We start from the raw sequence: 22,527 nt of genomic DNA, 5'->3' as shown, positions 1-22,527 counted from the left end.
AGGCAAGAGCTTGCGAGCGTCCTAATTGACGCGTTTGTTAGCATTTTATGACCAGATGTACATGCTCGATTTTTTATTTAGAATCTTTAGCTCAAACGACTTAGTGCAAACACTATTAGCTATTCCATAGCAAACGTGCAACGGCAATAAATGCTCTTCTCTTGGGTGACAGTAACGAGCACCGGGGGCTTTTTCCCATTGGATAAATCTTTGTTCTCTTTCTTCTTCAGTAATACTACTGTTAGTGCAAGTCTCTAGCAGCCACGCTTCAAAAGATTCATTTAAAGTTTTTGATTCACTGGTTTCAGATGAAAAAAATGCTTTCATATTATGAAAGGAGAAACCAGAACCAATTATAAGTAAATTTTCATACTCCAAGTCTTGGATTGCTCGCCCTATCCCGACATGAGCTGCTGGACTGAGATTATCGACAAGAGAGAGCTGAATGCACGGAATATCTGCCTCCGGGTACATGATTTTCAGAGGAATAAATAGACCGTGGTCAAAACCGCGCTGCTCATCAAGTTTTGCGGAAATACCTGAATGCTCCAGCCGCTTATAGGTCTGCTCCGCCAGTGATGGCTCTCCCTGACAAGGATAGGTAATACTATAAGACTTTTCTGGAAATCCATAGTAATCGTAAATAAGGGAAGGGTTGGCGCCCGAAGTAATGGTTGGGATTTTTTCTTCCCAGTGCGCACTTACCACTAAAATGGCTGATGGCTTACGCAAAATAGATGAGATTTTTTGCAAGCAATCAATCATTTCTTTATGCCCAACATCACCTAGAAGTGGCATCGGCCCGCCGCCATGAGACAAAAATAATATTTGAGGTTTAGTGTTCATCACGATCCTCTTAATAGGAGAATGCTAACGCCCTGTTAACAGGCAATAAAATAGTTTGCTAAAATGTTGAGGAACGAAAACAGCAAACTGTTTTTTGTCCTTGTTTAACAGCTTGTGTACGCCCGACATGGGCATTGACTTATGGGGTGAAAGTCCTCTGTAGGAAGATCACCGTTTAAATAACACACTGTTATTAAACGATAACTACTAGCGAATGGCAAGGGCTAAATCGCGAGAGATAGTCTAGAGGAAGCCGCTAGCAAATCTGTGAGCTGATGAACAAAAACATCATATGAGGCGTAGGCTGGAGACGAGCTAGCACAAGATAGCGAAGTCATGTGATCTAACGGCCACCGTAAATGATGCAGTTGTGCAGAGAAAGTCGATGCACCTTATTCGGGGAGATCTGATAAACACGCATCCGCGCTAACGCTTGGAGATTACCAGTTAGGGACTGGTTGTTCAACCCTTGGCGCTTTGGTTGCTGCGACCTACAGCGAGCGAAATAGCAGTAAACAAGCGTTAGTTTCGACGCGCTTTATCGAGTAATCGCTAGAGTGATTTATCAGAAGTCAGCAGACGGCATAGTAGCCAAACGCCCATCGTAATGGAGGGGACACGGTGAAGGCCTGAACATCTTAACCAGAGGAGATACTACAAATGAACTTGAATTCACATAGATCACCGTGTTGTGATAGTGATGAACAGCGTTCGACTGTGAATAATACCTCGAATGAATACAACCAAACAGATCGTGACCTGATGGCAAGGGTACTGAGCAACCACAATATTGGTGCAGCATGGCAACATGTTAAGCGCAATAAAGGGGCTGCGGGTATTGATAATATGAGTATTGAGGAATTTAATCACTTCGCTAAGTTACATTGGCTGGGTATTAAACAACAATTACTTAGCGGCACTTATCAACCCTTGCCAGTCAAACGCGTGATGATACCCAAACCCGATGGCGGTGAGCGAATGCTTGGATCCCTTCTGTTATCGACAGAGTGATCCAACAAGCTATTGCTCAAGTGATTAGCCCTTACTTTGAGCCTCTATTTTCACCACATAGTTATGGTTATCGCCCTCATAAAAGAGCCAGCCAAGCAGTAAATCATGTTCAATCTTGTGTTAAACAAGGTTATAAAACAGCAGTTGATATTGACTTGTCTAAGTTCTTTGATGAAGTAAACCATGACATGCTGATGAATCGTGTTGGTCGTAAAGTCAAAGACAAAGCACTCATGCGCCTACTTGGTAAATACCTCCGAGCGGGGATCGCAGAGCGCGAAACGGGTCTGTGGTTTGAGTCAACCAAAGGAGTCCCTCAAGGTGGGCCATTATCCCCTTTACTTTCCAATATTTTACTCGATGAATTAGATAAGAAGCTAACCTACAAACACCTTAAGTTTGCACGTTACGCTGATGACATAATCATTTTAGTAAAAACGAAAAGCGAAGGACTCATAATCCAACGGGAAATTACTGCGTTTATCACTCAGCGATTAAAACTCAAAGTGAATGAATCGAAAAGTCGAGTCGGTCCCGTATCAGGCTCGAAATTTCTCGGGTTCACATTCCGTTACGCTCAAGTGCAGATCCACGAACAGGCGCTAAAGAAATTTAAAGCAAATGTAAGAGAACTCACTAACCGCAACTGGGGGATCTCAATGACCCTACAAATTCATAAACTCACGCAGTATTTACGCGGCTGGGGACACTACTACCTAATAGCCAACGCTTATCAACTAACAGTGGATTTAGATCATTGGATCCGTCGTAGGATAAGAATGTGCTACTGGCGGCAATGGCGTAAACCTCGCACCAAAGTACGCAGTTTAATGAAATTGGGTGTTAGCGAGCGACTCGCCATAGCCTGTGGTATCACCAGTAAAGGCCCTTGTAGAAGCTCAAAAACAAAAGGAATTAACATTGCGCTAGGTAATGACTATTTAGCATCACAAGGTTTAGTGTCATTGAAAGATATTTGGATCAATATTCATTACGGGAGATGAACCGCCCATTGCGGACCCGCATGATGGGTGGTGTGGGGGCTGGAGGTTAGAGACCTCCGGCTACCCGATTATGTGCACTTGTTGACTGTTGCTAAACCTAAATCAATATTTGCAACAATATAGCCATACTCTTTCTTAGTTAACTTTTTAGACTGATATTGTTGCTTAGCTAATTCGTGAGTCCAAGCTTTTTCACATGGAGCTAAGGGAATAGCTGTATCAACCATTAAAAGGTGTTCTTCCTGAATCACACCGCCTTTTTTGACAATGCTTTTAGCGCAAAGGCTTAAAGCATATTCAACAGCAAATTTATCGACACTTGGCATACCTACAAATTCTGCTTTACAACCAAGTTTCTCATTACCTTTAGCATCAACATAATAAAGCTGACCTGACGTAGTACAACCAGAGATAAATAAGATAATAACGAGTAATAAAAAATGTCTGATGTTCACTTTGTCTCCTTGTGCACATAACAGCTTATTGAACACCACTTTGGGGGTTTATAACACCCCAAAACGGCGTATATTACATGGCTCAATAGTTCCACTAAATAACTACAATGTAAACAAGTAATTACGTATGTTATAAAGTTACCGTAGTTAAAATACCCCAAAACGACTTTTAATAATGTTATTGGACAAAATACAAATAACTGTCTATATATACAGTGTCGAGTTTAAATAATTGAATATCATTTATGAAATCTCTCTTTCTAACCATGATTAAAGATCATATGTATAGCAAGCGTTATGCAAAGAGCACTATTGAAGCTTATTTGTTTTGGATAGCTGCCTATATCCGCTTTAATAATATGCAACACCCAAGCTCTATGGGGGATACTCAAGTGGAATTATATTTAAATCATTTAGTAAACTCGCAAAATGTAGCGCAAGGCACACAAGCCCAGGCATTGAATGCGCTAAGTTTTCTATATAAGGAAATAATTAAAAGTCCTCTCTCATTATCATTAGATTTTGTAAAAAGTGAACGCCCTAGAAAATTACCTGTTGTGCTTACACAAACAGAAGTTTCAGCGTTATTTAAACACTGTATTACAAAGCATTATTTAGCGTGTGCACTACTTTATGGTAGCGGTATGCGGTTAATGGAGGTACTACGTTTGCGGACACAAGATATTGATTTTGATTATAACTGTGTTCGAATTTGGGATGGTAAAGGGGGCAAAAATCGTGTTGTAACGCTTGCAGGAGAACTGATACCACAAATACGAACACAAATTCAATTAGTCGATAATTATTTACAATTAGACCTAAATAACCCGCTGTTTTGTGGCGTGTATATGCCGCATTTATTACGTAAAAAATATCCAAATCATAACAAACAGCTGGGTTGGCAATATTTATTTCCATCTTATAAACTCAGTATTGATCCTGAGAGTAAACAGCTAAGGCGCCATCATATTGATGAAAAGCAATTACAGCGCGCTGTAAAAAAAGCGGCTTTTAATGCACACATTAATAAACACGTTACGCCACATACTTTGCGCCACTCATTCGCTACGCACTTACTGCAAAGCGGCGCTGATATACGCACAGTACAAACACAACTCGGGCACAGTGACGTTCGTACTACACAAATATATACCCATGTTTTACAGCAAGGTGCTAATGGTGTTATTAGCCCTTTTTCAAGATTATAAACTTCTCTATTTAAAACAAAAAAGCACAACCCACACGAGTTATGCTTTTTTAATTAATCTTAAACCAACTCATTTTACAAACGAATGCCGCCGTCTATTTCTACTACGCGACCGGTAAAAAAATCGTTTTCGATAATATATTGTGCGGTATGGGCTATTTCTGCAGTTTCACCTAAACGCCCTACTGGGGTTACGCTAAGCATGCGCTCTTTAGCTTCTGGTTTCATTACGTCGGTCATTGCGGTGCTTATAACACCTGGTGCAATTGCGCCTACGCGAATACCAAAACGGCCAAGCTCTTTAGCCCATGTAGTAGTAAGCGCTACAACGCCTGCTTTAGAGGCTGCGTAGTTTGTTTGCCCTATGTTTCCGGCGCGCGCTACGCTCGACATATTTACAATAACGCCACCTTTGCCCGACTCAATCATATGGCTGGCAGCTTCTCGGCCTGCCAAAAACACGCCAGTAAGGTTTACGTCTATTACTGATTGAAATTGCTCAAGCGACATTTTTTTAACTACTATGCCGTCTTTAGCTTTAATAAACATGCCATCGCGTAAAATACCGGCGTTGTTGATCAATACACCAATATGGCCAAAGTCGCTATTAATGGTGTTAAATACCGCTTCCATTTCGCTCTCGTTGGTAACGTTGGCAGCGTAGCCTTGAATACGCGTAGTTACGCCGTCAAGTTGACTTAATTGCTCAGTTGCTGTGTTAAGTGCATCTTGCGCCATATCGATTAGGGCAATGTTTGCGCCCATTTTTGCAAACTTTTGCGCCATGGCAAAACCCAAGCCTTGTGCGCCACCGGTTATTACTACCGTGTTATTTTTAATTTCCACGCGTTACCCCTACTTCGAAAATAATTTAAATATGGCACTAAAATCTTCAGTACCCGCACCTTGGTGCTGCAATGTAGCGTATAAGTCGTTGGCCATTGAACCCATTGGCGTGGCTGATTTACTTTGTTTTGCTGCTTCCATTGCCAAGCCTAGATCTTTCGCCATTAGATCGACCATAAAGCCTGGTTTGTATTCGTTACTTGCAGGAGCCGACTCCATTACACCCGGACACGGGTTATATAACTCTAACGTCCAGTTACGCCCTGAGCTTGCGGTCATTATGTCGCTAAGTACTTTAGGATCTAGGCCATTATTTATGCCCATTTGTAGTGCTTCGCTGGTGCCTGCCATTAAAATGCTCAACAGCATGTTATTACATATTTTTGCAACTTGCCCTGCGCCAATGTCGCCTGCATGAAAAATATTTTTGCCCATATCAACCAGCACAGTATTGGCTTTGTCGAACGCGGCTTTATCGCCGCCTACAATAAAGGTAAGTGTGCCGGCGGTTGCGCCTGCAACGCCACCCGATACCGGTGCATCTACAAAGCTAATACCTTGCTGTGCTAACTCTTTACCAACCACGCGCGCCGATTCGGCATCTATGGTTGAGCAATCAATAACTAAGGTGGTTTTGCTTAAGCTGTTAATTAGCCCGTTTTCGCCCAAATAAAGCGCTTTAACATGCTTGCCAGCAGGCAACATGCTAATAAGTATGTCTACGTTGTTGGCACATTGCGTTGCATCTGCGGCTGCGTTTGCACCTTTGCTTTTTAGCTCGTTAACTGTATTTTGGTTTAAGTCGAACACACTTACTGTGTGCCCTGCTTTAATAAGGTTTGCCGCCATGGGCCCACCCATGTTGCCTAAACCAATAAATCCTATATTGAGTTTGCTCATAGCTTTAGCCTTGTTGTAATTGTTTAAGTGGGTGGTTATTGCCATAGCGATCTTCAAAAAAGCTATCTACCACTGAGCTTGGCACGTCGCTGAGTGTTTTGTATTGCCAGTTTGGCGCACCGTCTTTGTCGATTAACAATGCACGTACACCTTCTTGAAACTCACCCACTTCGCCGGCACGTACCGACATACCTAGCTCCATTCTAAAACACTCAGCAAGGCTTTTGCCTTTACTGGTTTTTAATTGGCGACTTACTAACGCACAACTTAGCGGACAACCATGCTTAAGCGATTTTTGCGCTTTTAGTAGCCATTTGTCGTCTGTGTTTAAGTTTAAAATATAGTCAACCTGTTGTTGTAGCGTAGTAAACTCAGCAAGTTCTTGAATAGTTGCCAAATTTGCTTTGATATTACCTTTAGGCAAACGCCCTGATTGCTGATCTAAATCAGTTAACAGCGTAGTAAGTTTTTCGTGATTTAAACTGGCCGTTTTACCCCATTTAATGCTGAGTAAACCCACTAAAAGTGCATCGTATTTGTCTGCTTTTACATAGTGATCGGCAAGGGCAACAAAACGGGCATCGTCGCAATTTATAGACGCTGACGTAAGCCCTAAAAACAACCCAACACTGTGAGGCATTTTATGTAAAAAATAACTGCCGCCAACATCTGGGTATAAGCCAATAGTTTGCTCAGGCATTGCTATACGCGATGTTTCGGTTACTACGCGGTGGCTTGCACCAGCCATTAAGCCTAAACCGCCGCCCATTACAATACCGTTACCCCACACTAATAATGGTTTTTCGTAACAATGAATTAAATAGTCAAGGCGATACTCTTGCGTAAAAAAATCCTCTACTAAGTCGCTTGCGCTGCCTTGAGCCATAGCGTGGTGCAAACTTACAACATCGCCGCCAGCACAAAAGGCTTTGTCGCCTGCGCCTTTTAACACCACCATGGCAATACTGCTGTCTTGCGCCCAAGCTTTTAGTTGCGGCTCTAATAGTTTGATCATTTCAAAATTAAGGGCGTTTAACGACTTTGGTGCATTTAGCGTAGCAAACGCTATTAAAGCACCGTTTGACGCGGTTGCCGTTTCGAATACGACTGCGTCATCTGCATGATTTAATAATGTTAAGCCGCTCATTAGCCGTTCACCCAATTTGCACGACGCTTTTCTAAAAAGGCACTTACACCTTCTTGCTGATCTTCGGTGTCAAATAAGGCCACAAATAACTCACGTTCTAGCGGTAAAATGCTCGCCATAGGCTGATGACGCCCTTTTTGAATCAATGTTTTACATGCTGCAACCGAAGACGGACTTTGATCGGCCACTTGGTTAGCTAGTTTAAGTGCTGCAGCAAAGCTTTCGCCTTGTGGAACAACTTCTTCAATTAAGCCAATTTGCAGTGCTTTGTCGGCTTTTAAGCGCTCGCCACATAAAATCATGCGTTTTGCCCAGCCTTCGCCTACTAACCATGCTAGGTTTTGTGTACCACCAGCACACGGTAGTAAACCTACTTTAGCTTCAGGAAGCGCCATTTGTGCTTGCTCTTCAGCAATACGAATATCACACGCGAGTGCTACTTCTAAACCACCGCCCATGGCATAGCCATTAATAGCCGCAACCGACACGCCCCTAAAGTTACTAAGTGCTTCAAATGCTTCGCCAAATACGCGCGACATTTCGGCGGCTACGCCTTTATCGCCACCGGCAAACAAGTTTAAGTCGGCACCGGCACTAAAAAACTTTTCGCCTTCGCCGGTAAGCACTAGTGCATAAATATTTTTATTTTTGTTTAGCTTATTAACGGTGTTTTTTAAGGCAATTAATGTGTCTTTGGTCCAGGTATTTGCTGGCGGGTTTGACATAGTTAATATGGCTACATGACCTTCGGTCGTTAATTCAATGCTAGGATTAGACTTAGTATTTGACTCTGACATAAATAACTCCTTATAAAACTTCGCTGGCTGACTCTGCTAAAATACGACGCGCTATAATAACGCGCATAATTTCGTTAGTGCCTTCTAAAATTTGGTGTACACGTACATCACGTACATGGCGCTCTAATGGGTATTCTTTAATATAACCATAGCCACCATGAATTTGCAGGGCGTCGTTACATACGGTAAAGCCCACATCGGTTGCAAAACGTTTTGCCATAGCACAATACGTGGTTTTTTCGCTGTCGTTATTATCAAGCTTAAACGCAGCCAGCCTTACCATTTGGCGCGCGGCTACAAGCTCGGTGTTCATATCGGCAATTTTAAACTGCAGCGCTTGAAACGCGGCCAGTGGTTTACCAAACTGAGTACGTTCTTTTAAATATTCGCGAGCCGTATTAAGCGCCGCTTGCGCCGTGCCAATTGAACAGGTTGCAATATTTATGCGCCCGCCATCAAGGCCTTGCATAGCAAATTTAAAACCTTCGCCTTCTGCACCTAATAAGTTATGCGCCGGAATACGCACATCTTCAAAACTAATTAAGCGTGTAGGTTGTGCGTTCCAGCCCATTTTCTCTTCGGCTTTACCGTATTCAACACCTTTAGCGTCGGCAGGTACTATAAAGGCCGAAATACCTTTAGGGCCATCGCATCCGGTGCGCGCCATCACGACTAATACTTCGGTTTCGCCCGCGCCCGAAATAAACATTTTTGAGCCGTTAATTACGTATTCGTCGCCATCGCGTACTGCTTTAGTTTTTAGCGATGCGGCGTCTGAACCTGAGCCTGGCTCGGTTAAACAATACGATGCCAGTAAATCGCCAGTAACCAGTTGTTCGCAGTATTTGTCTTTAGCGGCGTCAGTACCAAAGCTTGCTACCATCCAAGTGGCCATATTATGTATGGTTAACATGGCTGTTGTTGCGGTACAGCCCATAGCAAGTTGTTCAAATATAATGCTTGAATCTAAGCGCGATAAGCCAAGGCCACCGGCTTCTTCTGGCGTGTAAAGGCCACAAAAACCTAGTTCGCCTGCAGCTTTAATCGTGTCTTTAGGAAAAATATGTTCGCGGTCCCACTTAGCAGCGTAAGGTGCGAGTTCTGAGTCAGCAAACTGACGTGCTGTTTGAGCAAATGCTTGCTGATCATCTGATAAATTAAAGTCCATATAGACCTCTTCAATTAGTTATGTGTTGTCTAGGTGATTAGTGAAGAGCAACGAAGGTAATAGGAGTTACCTTCGTGCCCTTCTTTATTATTAATTATGCTTTTTATAAACTATTTATTATGAGTAATTACTTTAAGTTAATGCTCATATTTGGACCCGACGCTATGTCGTCTTCAAACCAACGTGAAGTAATGGTTTTAGTTTCGGTATAAAAACGAATACCTTGCTTACCGTAAGTGTGAGTGTCGCCATAAAACGAGCCTTTCCAACCAGTAAACGAAAAGAACGGCAGTGGCACCGGAATTGGCACGTTAATACCTACTTGGCCTACTTCAATTTCGTGTTGGAACTTACGTGCAACTGCGCCGCTTGAGGTAAACAGCGATGTGCCGTTACCGTATGGGCTGTCGTTTATTAGGGCAATGGCTTCATCTAATGTATCTACAAACATACACGCCAGTACGGGACCAAAAATTTCTTCTTTATATAAGTCCATGTCTTTAGTTACATCGGTAAACAAGGTTGGGCCTACCCAGTTACCTTGCTCGTAGCCTTCAACCGTAAAGTTTGAGCCGTCAATTAAACATTTAGCACCTTGCTCTTTACCACCGGCAATAAGCGATAAAATACGTGCTTTGGCAGCCGGTGATGTTTGCGGACCATACGCTGCGCCTGCATCATCCCATACGCCTGGGCGTACACCTTCAAAACCTGCTTTAATTTCATCAACCCAGTCTTTTGCTTGGCCAACAAATACCGCAACCGAGATACCCATACAGCGCTGGCCAGCTGCACCAACCGACGCGCCAACTAAGTTATTTACCACATGCGATTTGCTGGCATCTGGCATAATAACCATGTGGTTTTTAGCACCCACACACGCTTGTACGCGTTTAAGATTTGCTGTGCCTTTTGAATAAATATAAGCGCCAACGCCACACGAGCCAACAAACGAAATAGCGCGTACTGCTTTGTCCTCTAATATGCGATCTACTTGTGGTTTTGTACCATGTACTACTTGTAACACGCCTTTTGGCGCGCCAGCTTCCATAAATAACTCAGCTAAGCGCATTGGCGTAAGTGGATCTTGTTCAGACGGTTTTAAAATAAAGGTGTTACCACACACAATTGCCAGCGGAAACATCCATAATGGGATCATTGCCGGAAAGTTAAACGGCGTAATACCCGCACACACACCTAAGGGTTGCATGTAAGAATAAGTATCGATTTTACGCGCTACGTTTTCCATGGTTTCGCCCATCATTAATGACGGTGCGTTAGCCGCTTGCTCAACTACTTCAATACCACGCCATACATCGCCTTTAGCGTCTTCAAAGGTTTTACCCAGCTCATGACAAATAATAGTGGCAAGCTCGTCGTGGTGCTCTTTTAATAGCGCAGCGTATTTCATCATAATGCGCGCGCGCTCAGTAATTGGCACATCTTTCCACGTTTTAAACGTTTCTGAAGCCGAGGCAATAGCTGCATCCATTTCTGCATCTGTGGTGCAAGGTACTTGGGCTAGCACTTCTTGGTTGGCTGGGTTTATTACGTCAATAAGTTCTTTTGAGCTTGATTGAATAAATTCGCCATTAATCAGTAGTGGTACTTGGTGCATAATTAAATCCTGTTTTATAAGAGTGTTAGTGCAGCTTTATTATTATAATTAGCGCTGCATTGATTATTATTTTGTGATGAAAAATTAAAGTGTTTCTACTGCCATGGCAACGGCTTCACCGCCACCAATACATAAAGACGCTACGCCTTTTTTAAGGCCGCGATTTTTAAGTGCATGAATAAGCGTTACTAATATACGTGCGCCGCTTGCACCAATTGGATGGCCCAATGCACAAGCACCGCCATTTACGTTTACTTTGCTTTCATCTAGTTTAAGCTCGTTAATAGCAAGCATAGTAACCATGGCAAACGCTTCGTTAATTTCCCACAGGTCAACATCGGCTGTAGTCCAACCGGCTTTTTCTAGTACCTTGTTCATTGCGCCCACTGGCGCTACTGTAAATTCGCTTGGTTTTTGAGAATGTGTGCTGTGCGCTACAATTTTACAAAGCGGGGTTAAGCCCTGCTCTTTGGCTTTTGACTCGCTCATTAAAATAAGTGCTGCGCCACCGTCTGAAATTGACGATGAGTTAGCGGCTGTAATAGTGCCGTCTTTTTTAAATGCAGCACGCAGGCTCGGGATTTTTTCTGGGCGGGCATTACCTGGCTGCTCGTCAATGGCAACGGTAACGTCGCCTTTGCGTGTTTGCATAGTGTGCGGTGCAACTTCGTTATTAAAGCTGCCGTTTTCAATTGCGGCTTTTGCTTTGGTAAGCGAGCTTAGTGCAAAGTTATCCATTTGTTCACGGCCTATACCGTATTCATCGGCGGTGTCTTGTGCAAAACAACCCATAGCTTTGTTGTCGTAAGCATCTTCAAGGCCATCGCTCATCATGTGATCTTTAATTTCGCCATGCCCCATGCGCATGCCGCCGCGAGCTTTGGGAATAAAGTACGGTGCATTACTCATACTTTCCATGCCACCAGCCACTGCTGAGTTTATAGAGCCCGCTTTAATTAGATCATGTGCCAACATTGCCGCTTTTAAGCCAGAGCCACACACTTTATTTATAGTGGTAGCGCCCGTGCTAAGTGCTAGGCCTGCTTTTAACATTGCTTGACGAGCAGGCGCTTGGCCTACACCAGCAGGTAATACACAGCCCATAATTACTTCATCAATAGCATCTGTGCTTAGGCCTGTTTCTGCCAATGCACTAGCAATAGCGGTTGCCCCCAGCTCAGTTGATTGCGCATCATTAAGTGCGCCCATAAATCCACCCATAGGGGTGCGTTTTGCTGCTACAATAACAACGGCTTCAGTAGTCATAAAAAGGCTCCATTTAGTAATTGGCACCGTGCAATTTAATGCGCTGAACCAAACAATTTATTTATAATCTGTTTACGAGCATACATAATATTTACGTTTACGCCAACGTAAATCTAAAATCAACTTTTAGTTGACTGTAAAAACTGTAAACTTATTTGTATTATGTTTCATTACACTTCAGTAAAAACGCCTACGCAGGCTTTAAAGCCTAACTTTAATGAAAGTTTACTCGCCATTTTCATTAGTCTAAAGTATTACACAAACATCTTACTTTACCTTTACGTAAACTTCACTTATATTGGGGTTATTCGAATGAGGTAAAACACTATTATGAAACCAGATAATCAATCAAGCTTTGCAACGTCGGCCACTGTGCCTGCCAATAACGAACAAACTTTTAGTATTAGCGAACTCGCAAAGGAGTTTGACATTACCACCCGCTCTATCCGCTTTTATGAAGACCAAGGGCTTGTTACGCCAAGTAGAAATGGCCAAACCCGTATTTACTCTAAACGCGATAAAGTACGCTTAAAATTAATTTTACGTGGTAAACGCTTAGGTTTTACGCTGGCAGAAACAGGACGTTTGTTTGAACTTTACGACGCCGACAAATCAAGTGCTAAGCAGCTGGTAACTATGCTGGACCTTATTAGCGAGAAAAAAGCCGACCTATCACAACAAATGGACGACATTAAAGTTGTTCTTATGGAATTGGTAACAGCCGAGCGCCGTTGCCGCGACGCACTTAATAAAATAGATGAGTAATACGCGGTATTAACTTAATCAATCACACAGGAATGAATCATGAGCACTATTTCACTATATAAAGAAATGAACTTTGGCCTTGGCGAAACCGCCGATATGATCCGCGGACATGTAAACAGCTTTGCCAGCCAAGAAATTGCCCCACTAGCCGAAAAAACTGACCTTGATAACGCTTTCCCAAATCAACTTTGGCCACAAATGGGCGAAATGGGTTTATTGGGAATGACAGTAGCTGAAGAATTTGGCGGTGCTGGTTTAGGTTATTTAGAGCATGTTATTGCCATGGAAGAAATTAGCCGTGCAAGTGCTTCTATTGGCCTAAGCTATGGTGCGCATTCAAACCTGTGTGTAAACCAAATTAATCGTAACGGCACGCAAGCCCAAAAAGAAAAATACTTGCCTAAGCTTATTAGCGGTGAGCACATTGGTGCCCTTGCTATGAGCGAGCCAAATGCGGGTTCAGACGTAGTTTCAATGAAACTTAAAGCCGAGAAAAAAGGCGATAAGTACATTTTAAACGGTAATAAAATGTGGATCACCAATGGCCCAGATGCGCATACTTTAGTTATTTACGCTAAAACCGATTTAACTGCCGGCGCAAAAGGTATTACTGCATTTATTGTAGAGAGCGACTTTCCTGGTTTTTCAACCGCGCAAAAGCTCGACAAACTTGGTATGCGTGGCTCAAATACCTGTGAACTGGTATTTGAAAACTGCGAAGTACCCGAAGAAAACATTTTAGGTAACTTAAACGAAGGCGTTAAGGTATTAATGAGCGGCCTAGACTACGAGCGCGTAGTACTTGCAGCAGGCCCACTGGGTATTATGCAAGCGTGTATGGATATTGTTGTACCTTATATTCATGAGCGCAAACAGTTTGATACGCCTATTGGTCAGTTTCAGTTAATTCAAGGTAAAGTAGCCGACATGTATACGCAAATGAACGCCGCACGCTCGTATGTATATACAGTGGCTCGCTCGTGTGATCGCGGTGAAACCACCCGTAAAGATGCTGCCGGTGCTATTTTATATGCAGCCGAGCTGGCAACTAAAATGGCGCTAGATGCCATTCAAATTTTAGGTGGCAATGGTTATATAAATGAATACGCAACGGGCCGCCTATTACGTGACGCCAAATTATATGAAATTGGTGCAGGTACCTCAGAAATACGCCGTATGCTAATTGGCCGCGAACTTTTCACTGAAAGCCGTTAAGGATTAAATAATGACGATTTTAACATCGAGCGTTAATCCTCACGATCCAACGTTTGTACAAAACCATAAAAATATGTCGGCGTTGGTAGATGATTTACGTAATAAAGTGGCAACCATTAGCCAAGGTGGCGGCGCTGCATTAAAAGAGCGCCACGAAGGCCGCGGTAAATTATTTGTACGCGACCGTATTAGCACTTTAATTGACGAAGGTTCGCCATTTTTAGAAATTTCGCAATTTGCCGCCTTTGGTGTTTACGAGCAAGAAATTGCGTGTGCCGGTGTAGTAGCAGGTATTGGCCGTGTTAAAGGTGTTGAATGCATGATTATTGCAAACGATGCCACGGTTAAAGGCGGTACTTACTTTCCGCTAACGGTTAAAAAGCATTTACGCGCGCAAGATATTGCTGAACGTTGCCATTTACCTTGCATTTATTTAGTTGATTCGGGCGGTGCAAACTTGCCAGAGCAAGATGATGTATTTCCAGATAAGCTGCATTTTGGCCGTATATTTTACAACCAAGCCCGTATGTCGGGTAAAGGTATTCCACAAATTGCTGTGGTTATGGGTTTATGTACCGCAGGCGGTGCCTATGTACCGGCCATGGCCGATGAAAGCATAATTGTAAAAGATCAAGGCACTATATTTTTAGCGGGTCCGCCTCTTGTTAAAGCTGCAACCGGTGAAGTAGTAACCGCCGAAGAGCTTGGTGGTGCCGACGTGCACTGTAAAACATCGGGGGTTGCCGATCATTACGCGCAAAATGACGAACATGCGTTGTCGATTGCGCGCCAATGTATAGCGCGTATTAATTACACCCGCCCTACTGCGCCGTTGCTAGAGGAAGTTAAACCACCTCGTTATGATATTAACGAGCTTTACGGCATTGTTGGCACCGATCTTAAAAAGCCATTTGATGTACGCGAAGTAATAGCGCGCACAGTTGATGACTCATCGTTTGACGAATTTAAACGCTACTTTGGCGAAACCCTAGTAACGGGGTTTGCGAGTATTTATGGCCACCCAGTGGGCATAGTCGCTAACAACGGTATTTTGTTTAGTGAGTCGGCGCAAAAAGGCGCGCACTTTATTCAGCTATGTACGCAGCGCAACATTCCTTTAGTGTTTTTACAAAACGTAACCGGCTTTATGGTAGGTAAAAAATACGAAGCCGAAGGTATAGCTAAACACGGCGCTAAAATGGTTATGGCGGTATCGTGCGCCGATGTGCCTAAATTTACCGTACTGATTGGTGGCTCATATGGCGCAGGTAATTACGGCATGTGTGGCCGTGCATTTGAACCTACCATGATGTGGATGTGGCCCAATGCGCGTATTTCTGTAATGGGCGGCGAGCAAGCAGCCGGTGTAATGACGCAAGTTAAGCAAGACGGTTTAGCCCGTAAAGGCCAAAGCATGAACGAGCAAGAAGTAAGTGACTTTAAACAGCCAATTATTGCTCAGTACGAAGAGCAAGGACATCCGTATTATGCCAGCGCCCGCTTATGGGATGACGGCATTATTGATCCTGCCGACACACGTAGCGTTTTAGGACTTGCCTTAAGTGCCGCTAGTAATGCACCAGTGCAAGAGTCAAAATTTGGCGTATTTAGAATGTAATCGGAGCGTAAAATGTCAGTTACTCTACAAATAACAAAATCAAATGTGGCGGTACTCGTTTTAAGCCGCCCCGAAAAACGCAATGCATTTAACAGCGAAGTCATTCAAGAGCTTATAAAATGTATTGAACATGCTAATACGCTCGATATTCGCGCCTTGGTGTTAAAAACTGAGGGCAAACATTTTTCAGCCGGTGCCGATTTAGCCTGGATGAAATCGATGGCAGATAACAATGTTAACGATAATTTAGCCGATTCAATGCAGTTAGCTAAATTAATGCAAGTGTTAGCAACAAGCCCGCACCCTACTATTTGTGCCGTGCAAGGCGCTGCGTTTGGCGGCGCTTTAGGTTTAATTGCCTGTTGCGACATTGCAATATGCCAAGACAATGCACAATTTTGCCTAAGCGAAGTAAAGCTGGGGCTTATTCCTGCGGTTATTAGCCCTTATGTAATTAAAGCCATTGGTGAACGTGCAGCGCGTAGATACTTTTTAACTGCTGAGGTATTTGATGCGCATACTGCTAAGCAACTTGGGTTAATTCATCAAGTAACCGGTAATTTAGAATGTGCGCTCGACGCTATGCTGCAAACATTGATTGATAATGGCCCGGTTGCAGTAAAAGCGGCAAAAGCACTTATTAACGATGTAGCAAATAAAGAAATAACCGATGAGCTAATTGAGCTTACCGCTCATCGTATTGCCAAAATTCGTGTATCGGATGAAGGCCAAGAAGGCTTAAGCGCTTTTTTTGACAAACGTCCACCACAATGGCAACTGTAGGATTAATTATGAACGTAAATAAATTACAAAAAATACTCATTGCTAACCGTGGTGAAATAGCATGCAGAATAATGCGCAGTGCTAAATTAATGGGCTTAACCACAGTTGCTGTGTATTCCGATGCTGATAAACACGCGCAGCATGTAAAAATGGCTGACGAAGCCTACCACATTGGCCCAGCGCCAAGTAAAGACTCGTATTTAGTTGCCGATAAAATACTGCAAGTAGCAAAAGACAGCGGCGCAGATTGTATTCACCCTGGTTATGGGTTTTTGTCTGAAAACAGCACGTTTGCCAACGCATGTGAAGCAAATAATATTGTATTTGTTGGACCACCAGCAAGCAGCATTGAAGCTATGGGCTCTAAAACGCGTGCTAAAGAAATTATGGCCGCGGCTAATGTGCCATTAGTACCTGGTTATTATGGCGACAAGCAAGATCCTGCTTTTTTACAAGCAGAGGCCGAAAAAATTGGCTACCCGGTACTGATCAAAGCAGCATTTGGTGGCGGTGGTAAAGGCATGCGCGTGGTAAATAATGCTAATGAATTTATTAGCGCACTTGAAGGCGCACAGCGTGAAGCCGTTGCTGGTTTTGGTAATGACCTTGTATTGCTAGAGCGTTACGTTAACCAACCACGCCACGTAGAAGTACAAGTGTTTGCCGATAACCACGGTAACTGTGTTTATTTAGGCGATCGTGACTGCTCGTTGCAACGTCGTCATCAAAAAGTAATTGAAGAAGCCCCTGCCCCGGGTTTATCAGACGAGTTGCGCAAAGAAATGGGTGAAGCCGCGGTGCGTTGCGCTCTTGCAATAAACTATCGCGGTGCAGGTACAGTTGAGTTTTTACTGTGTGGCGATGAGTTCTTCTTTATGGAAATGAACACGCGTCTGCAAGTAGAGCACCCGGTTACCGAAATGGTTACTGGTGTTGACTTAGTTACGTGGCAAATTAATATTGCGGGCGGGCAAACACTGCCATTCAAACAAGCTGATATTAAATTGCAAGGCCACAGCTTTGAAGCGCGTATTTACGCTGAAGACCCTGCTAATGAGTTTATTCCGTGCTCAGGCACAATTGAAGCACTTTATACTCCGCTAAACAGTGAGTTTGTGCGCATTGATACTGGCATTGCAGCCGGCGACGAAATTAGCCCATATTACGACCCCATGATAGCCAAGTTAATTGTGCATGATGATAATCGCGAACAAGCGCTGAGCCTTTTACAACACGCGCTTGAGCAATTTCACTTAGCGGGCTTTAGTACTAACATTGGCTTTTTACATAACTTAGCTGTGCACCCTAGCTTTAAACAAGGCGCGCCTAGCACTCACTTTATTGCCGAGCAAGGCGATTCGTTAGTGGCGGTTGATCAATCTCTGCGCCAAGCAAGCCAGCTTATTGCAGCCTTTACTTATTTAGAGCAGCTAGTTAGCACTCAAGAAGCGCCAAATACAAGCCCTTGGCAACAACTCAGTGGCTTTGCTCTAAATGCACCGCAAAGCGTTAAAATTGCGTTTGTTGATTTAACCCTTAATGCGGTTAAAACGAATAATGGCTACAGTATTACCCATAATGAGCACGTATTTAATGTTCAAGGCAGTTTAAATAATGGCCTTTGTAGTGTATTTATAAACGGCGAAAAACACACAGCCCACGTAAGTCGCGTTAATAACGTGATCACCGTAATGCACAAAGCACTACAAACTCGCCTAGAGCTAGTAAATAAGCACTATATTAGCGATCACCAAAGTGATGCCCTGCCTTTAGCTGCGCCACTTAATGGTACGGTAGTAAAACACTTAGTTGAGCTGGGCAGTAGTATTACCAAAGGTGACCCTGTGGTTATTATTGAAGCGATGAAAATGGAATATACGCTCAACGCCCCGCACGATGGTATTTTACAAAGCTATTGTTTTGCCGAAGGTGAACTGGTAAGCCATGGCGCGTTATTGGCTATTGTTGAAGATACGACAGCTGCAAGTGACCCTACTGAGGGAGGCGCATAATGAGCGTTTTTCCGCAAAAAGTGCGTATTGTTGAAGTAGGCGCGCGCGATGGCCTACAAAACGAAAAAGCAGTAACCACTGCCGACAAAGTAGCGCTTATTAACGCGCTTGCTGCTGCGGGTTTAAAAGACATTGAAGCCGGTGCGTTTGTATCCCCTAAATGGGTGCCGCAAATGGCAGACTCAGCTGATGTGATATCGGCTCTTAATTTGCCCGATGTAAACTTAAGTGCGTTAACCCCTAACTTAAAAGGCGCACAAGCTGCGCATGCCGCTGGAATTAAAGAATTTGCCATATTTACAGCGGCTAGCGAATCGTTTTGTCAAAAAAACATTAACTGCAGTATTGAGCAAAGTATTGAGCGTTTTAGCGACGTTATGGAGTTTGCTAAAGCGCATAACATTAAAGTACGCGGCTATGTAAGTTGTGTTTTAGGTTGCCCGTATGAAGGCGAAATAGACCCTCAAGCTGTACTTTATGTTAGCCAAAAGCTACTCGCACTGGGCTGTTATGAAATAAGCCTTGGCGATACCATAGGTGTAGGCACGGCTAAAAAGGTAACTGAGTTACTTACTTTGCTATTACAGCACATTGATAAGTCGCAGCTTGCAGTGCATTTTCATGACACTTACGGCCAAGCGCTCACAAATATTTACGCGGCACTAAACTTAGGTATAGCAACGGTTGACGCGGCAGTAGCAGGCCTTGGTGGTTGCCCTTACGCTAAAGGGGCGTCAGGAAATGTTGCCACCGAAGATGTAGTTTACTTACTGCAAGGGCTTGGCATTGAGCACGCAATTGATTTACAAAGGCTTAGTGATGCAGGATGGCAAATAACAAAAGCGCTTGGCAAACAACCCGTAAGTAAAGTGTCGATTGCATTGCAAGCGAAATAACATCCCCAATAATTTTTATACAAAGTATTTATAAACTAACTATCATATAGTTAGTTAAACAATTTAAGCACACAATGAGGAGTGACTCATGGCCGGATTTGATAAGGTAGTTTCTAGTTACGAAGCTGCAATGGCAGGATTAAAAGACGGCGATACCGTAATTGCCGGTGGTTTTGGTTTATGTGGTATTCCTGAGGGCTTAATTAAACAAATTAAGCAAATGAAAACCAAAGAGCTCACTGTGGTGTCTAATAACTGCGGCGTTGATGACTTTGGTTTGGGCATTTTATTACAAGACAAACAAATTAAAAAAGTAATTGCCTCATACGTTGGTGAAAACGCCCTATTTGAGCAACAGTTACTCAGTGGTGAAATTGACGTAGAGCTTACACCACAAGGTACATTGGCAGAAAAAATGCGTGCTGGTGGTGCGGGTATTCCGGCGTTTTACACCGCAACAGGTTACGGTACGCCCGTTGCCGAAGGTAAAGATGTAAAAGAATTTAATGGTCGCCCTTATATTTTAGAAGAGTCGATAACCGGTGAATTTGCTATTGTTAAAGCATGGAAAGCCGACCGTTACGGAAATTTAGTGTTTCGCCACACTGCAATGAACTTTAATCCACTTGCCGCAACCGCTGGTAAAATTACGGTAGCCGAAGTAGAAGAAATTGTAGAGCCGGGTGAACTTGAGCCAAGCCAAATTCATACCCCTGGCATTTATGTAAACCGCGTTATTAAAGGCAACTTTGAAAAACGCATTGAGCGTGTTACTACACGAGATTAAGCAGGAGCATTAATATTATGGCATTATCACGTGAACAAGTTGCAATGCGCGTTGCACAAGAGCTAGAAGATGGCTATTACGTTAATTTAGGCATAGGAATTCCGACACTCGTCGCAAACTATGTTCCAGACGATATTGAAGTTATGTTACAGTCCGAAAATGGCTTGTTAGGCATGGGACCATACCCGACTAAAGCAGAGCTAGACGCCGATATGATTAACGCGGGTAAAGAAACCGTGACAGCTGCGAAAGGTGCAGCCATATTTAATAGTGCAGATAGTTTTGCCATGATACGCGGTGGTCATGTAGACTTAACAGTTCTGGGTGCTTTTGAGGTAGATCAAAACGGTAGCATAGCGTCGTGGATGATCCCTAAAAAGCTAATTAAAGGCATGGGCGGCGCAATGGACTTAGTTGCAGGCGCACAAAATATAATTGTAACCATGACCCACGCTAGTAAGCACGGCGACTCAAAGCTATTAGAGGCCTGCACATTACCGCTTACCGGCGTTAATTGCGTTAAAAAAATAGTCACAGATTTAGCCGTACTAGAAGTTAAAGACGGCGCATTTCATCTGTTAGAGCGTGCTCCGGGCGTATCTGTAGATGAAATTATTAGTAAAACAGCAGGTAAATTACTTGTTGACGGTGAAGTACCAGAAATGGTGTTTTAAGCCCTAGGTTTAAACTTTACCTTGTACCGACCTCATTCCCAGTGCCAATGGCGCTGAGTTACCCAAAATCCCTCGCAAGAGGGATTTTTTTTGCCTATTTTTCTGAGTTTTATTATTATTTAAGGTGCTGAAATTTAGCGCTAACTTGTAACTCCCCTGCACCACCTTGTTACCTTGTTGCACCATTATTGTGAACTTATTGCAGTAAAAGTTTCAACCTTCTGATATTATTGATTTTAATAATTGGTTCAGTTATTGCCTTATATAGGCGACTCAAACAACTTTATATTGGAAAACATGCAAACTCCTATACGTGGTCTTCGTTCATTTTGCTTCGCGGCGCGAAGTTTAAGCTTTAAACATGCAGCAAATGAGCTGTATTTAACGCCTTCGGCTGTAAGCCATCAAATTAAACAACTAGAAGAACAACTTGGCATTGAGCTTTTTGTGCGTAAAACCCGCTCGATTAGTTTAACTGCAGCTGGAAAGGACTTTTTTGAAGCTATATCGCCAATAGTTAGTACGCTTGAGAGCACAATTAATGAATTTAGCCAAATGCAGCAAAATACAAATTTAACGATTACCTTGCCTGAGTTTTTTGCAAGCGAGTTGCTAATGCCTAGATTGCGCGAATGGACGTCGGCGCACCCTAATATTAATTTACAAATGGATACGCTTAAAACCCGTAAAGAGCTAACCCGACATAGCGACTTATCAATAGTGCTGTCCTCGAATAAGCCAACCGAAGGCGTTGTAACAGAGCTGTTTAACTTAGAGTATATACCTGCTTGCAATAAAAATTTGTTAGCACAATGGAAGGATGATCATTGTAAAGCCCTTAATCAAGTGCCGCTTATATTACACAAAGCACGCCCTTGGGCATGGCATCAGTGGGCCGAGAAAGCCGGAATAGTTGACTTTTCGCCAACTCAAATTATACAAATTGACAGCATGTTTGGTGTAGCACGAGCAGCGCAGCAAGGTATGGGGATTGCGCTTATTCCTCTGCCTATAAGCCAAAGCTGGCTAGACGAACTCTGGTTATATAAACTATTCGAGCGCCCGCTGACCACTAAAGACAAGTACTATTTAGTGCAACACGAGCCAAGTAATGTAAATCATCCGCTTGATTTATTTGCTAAGTGGGTTATAGCTACTTTTAAAAATACACAAACCAAACCTATAGATTAATTTATTTCACTCATTGGGTGTATTTTTATCGTTTGTGATTAATGCTCAATAAATCTAAAGTTCACCTATCGAAAGTATCGCAGCTTAATTTAAGGTTTGATAATTAAGCTGGTAAAAGAATCTTATATTGTGTGTGTAAGATGTTGTCAGTGTAAAAAACGGTTCAAGTTAGGTGGTGACTTGGCTTGAACTGTTTTTATTTTTAGGCAATCCACATAATATTTACTAAAAATAAATTAGGCTTTAATACTGCTTTTTAGCTACAGCCTTAATTAAAAAGCCCAGTAAAAGTTAAGTTTACTGGGCTTTTGTATATCTCAC

Annotated in this window: 21 protein-coding genes; 12 read left to right on the top strand and 9 right to left on the bottom strand. The window is 43.0% G+C overall.

The window, feature by feature from the left end:
* Window positions 1-45 precede the first annotated feature (45 nt).
* The gene (locus tag PNIG_RS08370; RefSeq protein ID WP_086994183.1) at window positions 46-846 is read right to left on the bottom strand and encodes a DODA-type extradiol aromatic ring-opening family dioxygenase; all 801 of its coding nucleotides are present in this window, start codon (window positions 844-846) and stop codon (window positions 46-48) included.
* 660 nt (window positions 847-1,506) lie between these two features.
* Between PNIG_RS08370 and PNIG_RS20160 the strand changes: the two genes are divergently transcribed.
* On the top strand, window positions 1,507-1,857 hold the full coding sequence (locus PNIG_RS20160) for a reverse transcriptase family protein (protein WP_244181028.1): 351 nt from the start codon (window positions 1,507-1,509) through the stop codon (window positions 1,855-1,857).
* The gene (locus tag PNIG_RS08365; RefSeq protein ID WP_244181029.1) at window positions 1,854-2,861 is read left to right on the top strand and encodes a reverse transcriptase domain-containing protein; all 1,008 of its coding nucleotides are present in this window, start codon (window positions 1,854-1,856) and stop codon (window positions 2,859-2,861) included. The genes PNIG_RS20160 and PNIG_RS08365 overlap by 4 nt, the downstream gene beginning before the upstream one ends.
* A 68-nt stretch (window positions 2,862-2,929) precedes the next feature.
* On the opposite strand, the gene PNIG_RS08360 is transcribed toward PNIG_RS08365, so the two are convergent.
* Window positions 2,930-3,316 carry a hypothetical protein gene (locus PNIG_RS08360; protein ID WP_089368247.1) on the bottom strand — a complete coding sequence of 129 codons (387 nt, stop codon included), beginning with the start codon at window positions 3,314-3,316 and terminating at the stop codon, window positions 2,930-2,932.
* A 245-nt stretch (window positions 3,317-3,561) separates the two neighbouring features.
* Here PNIG_RS08360 and PNIG_RS08355 point away from each other — a divergent pair, with 245 nt between their 5' ends.
* Window positions 3,562-4,524, top strand: a complete 963-nt coding sequence (locus PNIG_RS08355) for an integron integrase (RefSeq protein ID WP_089368246.1) — start codon at window positions 3,562-3,564, stop codon at window positions 4,522-4,524.
* Window positions 4,525-4,598: 74 nt separating this feature from the next.
* Here PNIG_RS08355 and PNIG_RS08350 read toward each other — a convergent pair whose 3' ends face one another.
* From PNIG_RS08350 to PNIG_RS08320, 7 genes are all read right to left on the bottom strand, one after another.
* Window positions 4,599-5,369 carry an SDR family oxidoreductase gene (locus PNIG_RS08350; RefSeq protein ID WP_089368245.1) on the bottom strand — a complete coding sequence of 257 codons (771 nt, stop codon included), beginning with the start codon at window positions 5,367-5,369 and terminating at the stop codon, window positions 4,599-4,601.
* A gap of 9 nt (window positions 5,370-5,378) precedes the next feature.
* Window positions 5,379-6,269, bottom strand: a complete 891-nt coding sequence (gene mmsB / locus PNIG_RS08345) for a 3-hydroxyisobutyrate dehydrogenase (RefSeq protein WP_086996141.1) — start codon at window positions 6,267-6,269, stop codon at window positions 5,379-5,381.
* A 4-nt stretch (window positions 6,270-6,273) separates the two neighbouring features.
* A complete protein-coding gene (locus tag PNIG_RS08340; protein ID WP_089368244.1) occupies window positions 6,274-7,416 on the bottom strand; it encodes an enoyl-CoA hydratase/isomerase family protein in 1,143 nt (380 codons plus the stop codon).
* Window positions 7,416-8,213 carry an enoyl-CoA hydratase gene (locus PNIG_RS08335; protein WP_011328137.1) on the bottom strand — a complete coding sequence of 266 codons (798 nt, stop codon included), beginning with the start codon at window positions 8,211-8,213 and terminating at the stop codon, window positions 7,416-7,418. The genes PNIG_RS08340 and PNIG_RS08335 overlap by 1 nt, the downstream gene beginning before the upstream one ends.
* Window positions 8,214-8,223: 10 nt before the next feature.
* A complete protein-coding gene (locus PNIG_RS08330) occupies window positions 8,224-9,381 on the bottom strand; it encodes an acyl-CoA dehydrogenase family protein (RefSeq protein WP_011328136.1) in 1,158 nt (385 codons plus the stop codon).
* Window positions 9,382-9,508: 127 nt separating this feature from the next.
* Window positions 9,509-10,999 (bottom strand): CoA-acylating methylmalonate-semialdehyde dehydrogenase, encoded by a 1,491-nt coding sequence (locus PNIG_RS08325; protein WP_011328135.1) that lies wholly within the window; start codon window positions 10,997-10,999, stop codon window positions 9,509-9,511.
* Window positions 11,000-11,083: 84 nt separating this feature from the next.
* The gene (locus tag PNIG_RS08320; protein WP_089368243.1) at window positions 11,084-12,265 is read right to left on the bottom strand and encodes a thiolase family protein; all 1,182 of its coding nucleotides are present in this window, start codon (window positions 12,263-12,265) and stop codon (window positions 11,084-11,086) included.
* A 330-nt stretch (window positions 12,266-12,595) separates the two neighbouring features.
* On the opposite strand from PNIG_RS08320, the gene PNIG_RS08315 reads away from it, so the two are divergent.
* From PNIG_RS08315 to PNIG_RS08275, 9 genes are all read left to right on the top strand, one after another.
* Window positions 12,596-13,030 carry a MerR family transcriptional regulator gene (locus PNIG_RS08315; protein ID WP_086996125.1) on the top strand — a complete coding sequence of 145 codons (435 nt, stop codon included), beginning with the start codon at window positions 12,596-12,598 and terminating at the stop codon, window positions 13,028-13,030.
* A gap of 39 nt (window positions 13,031-13,069) precedes the next feature.
* Window positions 13,070-14,245, top strand: a complete 1,176-nt coding sequence (locus tag PNIG_RS08310; RefSeq protein WP_011328132.1) for an isovaleryl-CoA dehydrogenase — start codon at window positions 13,070-13,072, stop codon at window positions 14,243-14,245.
* 10 nt (window positions 14,246-14,255) lie between these two features.
* Window positions 14,256-15,863 carry a carboxyl transferase domain-containing protein gene (locus tag PNIG_RS08305; RefSeq protein WP_086996122.1) on the top strand — a complete coding sequence of 536 codons (1,608 nt, stop codon included), beginning with the start codon at window positions 14,256-14,258 and terminating at the stop codon, window positions 15,861-15,863.
* A 12-nt stretch (window positions 15,864-15,875) separates the two neighbouring features.
* Window positions 15,876-16,646, top strand: coding sequence for an enoyl-CoA hydratase/isomerase family protein (locus PNIG_RS08300; RefSeq protein ID WP_011328130.1), 771 nt, complete (start codon window positions 15,876-15,878; stop codon window positions 16,644-16,646).
* A gap of 8 nt (window positions 16,647-16,654) precedes the next feature.
* On the top strand, window positions 16,655-18,658 hold the full coding sequence (locus PNIG_RS08295; protein ID WP_089368242.1) for an acetyl/propionyl/methylcrotonyl-CoA carboxylase subunit alpha: 2,004 nt from the start codon (window positions 16,655-16,657) through the stop codon (window positions 18,656-18,658).
* Window positions 18,658-19,554 carry a hydroxymethylglutaryl-CoA lyase gene (locus tag PNIG_RS08290; protein ID WP_089368241.1) on the top strand — a complete coding sequence of 299 codons (897 nt, stop codon included), beginning with the start codon at window positions 18,658-18,660 and terminating at the stop codon, window positions 19,552-19,554. The genes PNIG_RS08295 and PNIG_RS08290 overlap by 1 nt, the downstream gene beginning before the upstream one ends.
* Before the next feature lie 88 nt (window positions 19,555-19,642).
* Window positions 19,643-20,341: a CoA transferase subunit A gene (locus PNIG_RS08285; protein WP_011328127.1), complete on the top strand. Its 699-nt coding sequence runs from the start codon at window positions 19,643-19,645 to the stop codon at window positions 20,339-20,341.
* Between the two features lie 17 nt (window positions 20,342-20,358).
* A complete protein-coding gene (locus PNIG_RS08280) occupies window positions 20,359-21,015 on the top strand; it encodes a 3-oxoacid CoA-transferase subunit B (RefSeq protein WP_089368240.1) in 657 nt (218 codons plus the stop codon).
* Between the two features lie 297 nt (window positions 21,016-21,312).
* Window positions 21,313-22,206 carry a LysR substrate-binding domain-containing protein gene (locus tag PNIG_RS08275; RefSeq protein WP_089368239.1) on the top strand — a complete coding sequence of 298 codons (894 nt, stop codon included), beginning with the start codon at window positions 21,313-21,315 and terminating at the stop codon, window positions 22,204-22,206.
* Window positions 22,207-22,527: the final 321 nt, after the last annotated feature.

It is taken from the genome of Pseudoalteromonas nigrifaciens (assembly GCF_002221505.1).
Taxonomy (GTDB): domain Bacteria; phylum Pseudomonadota; class Gammaproteobacteria; order Enterobacterales; family Alteromonadaceae; genus Pseudoalteromonas; species Pseudoalteromonas nigrifaciens.
The sequence above is the reverse complement of the archived record's forward strand: the minus strand, read 5'-3'. Positions and strand labels throughout refer to the sequence as shown.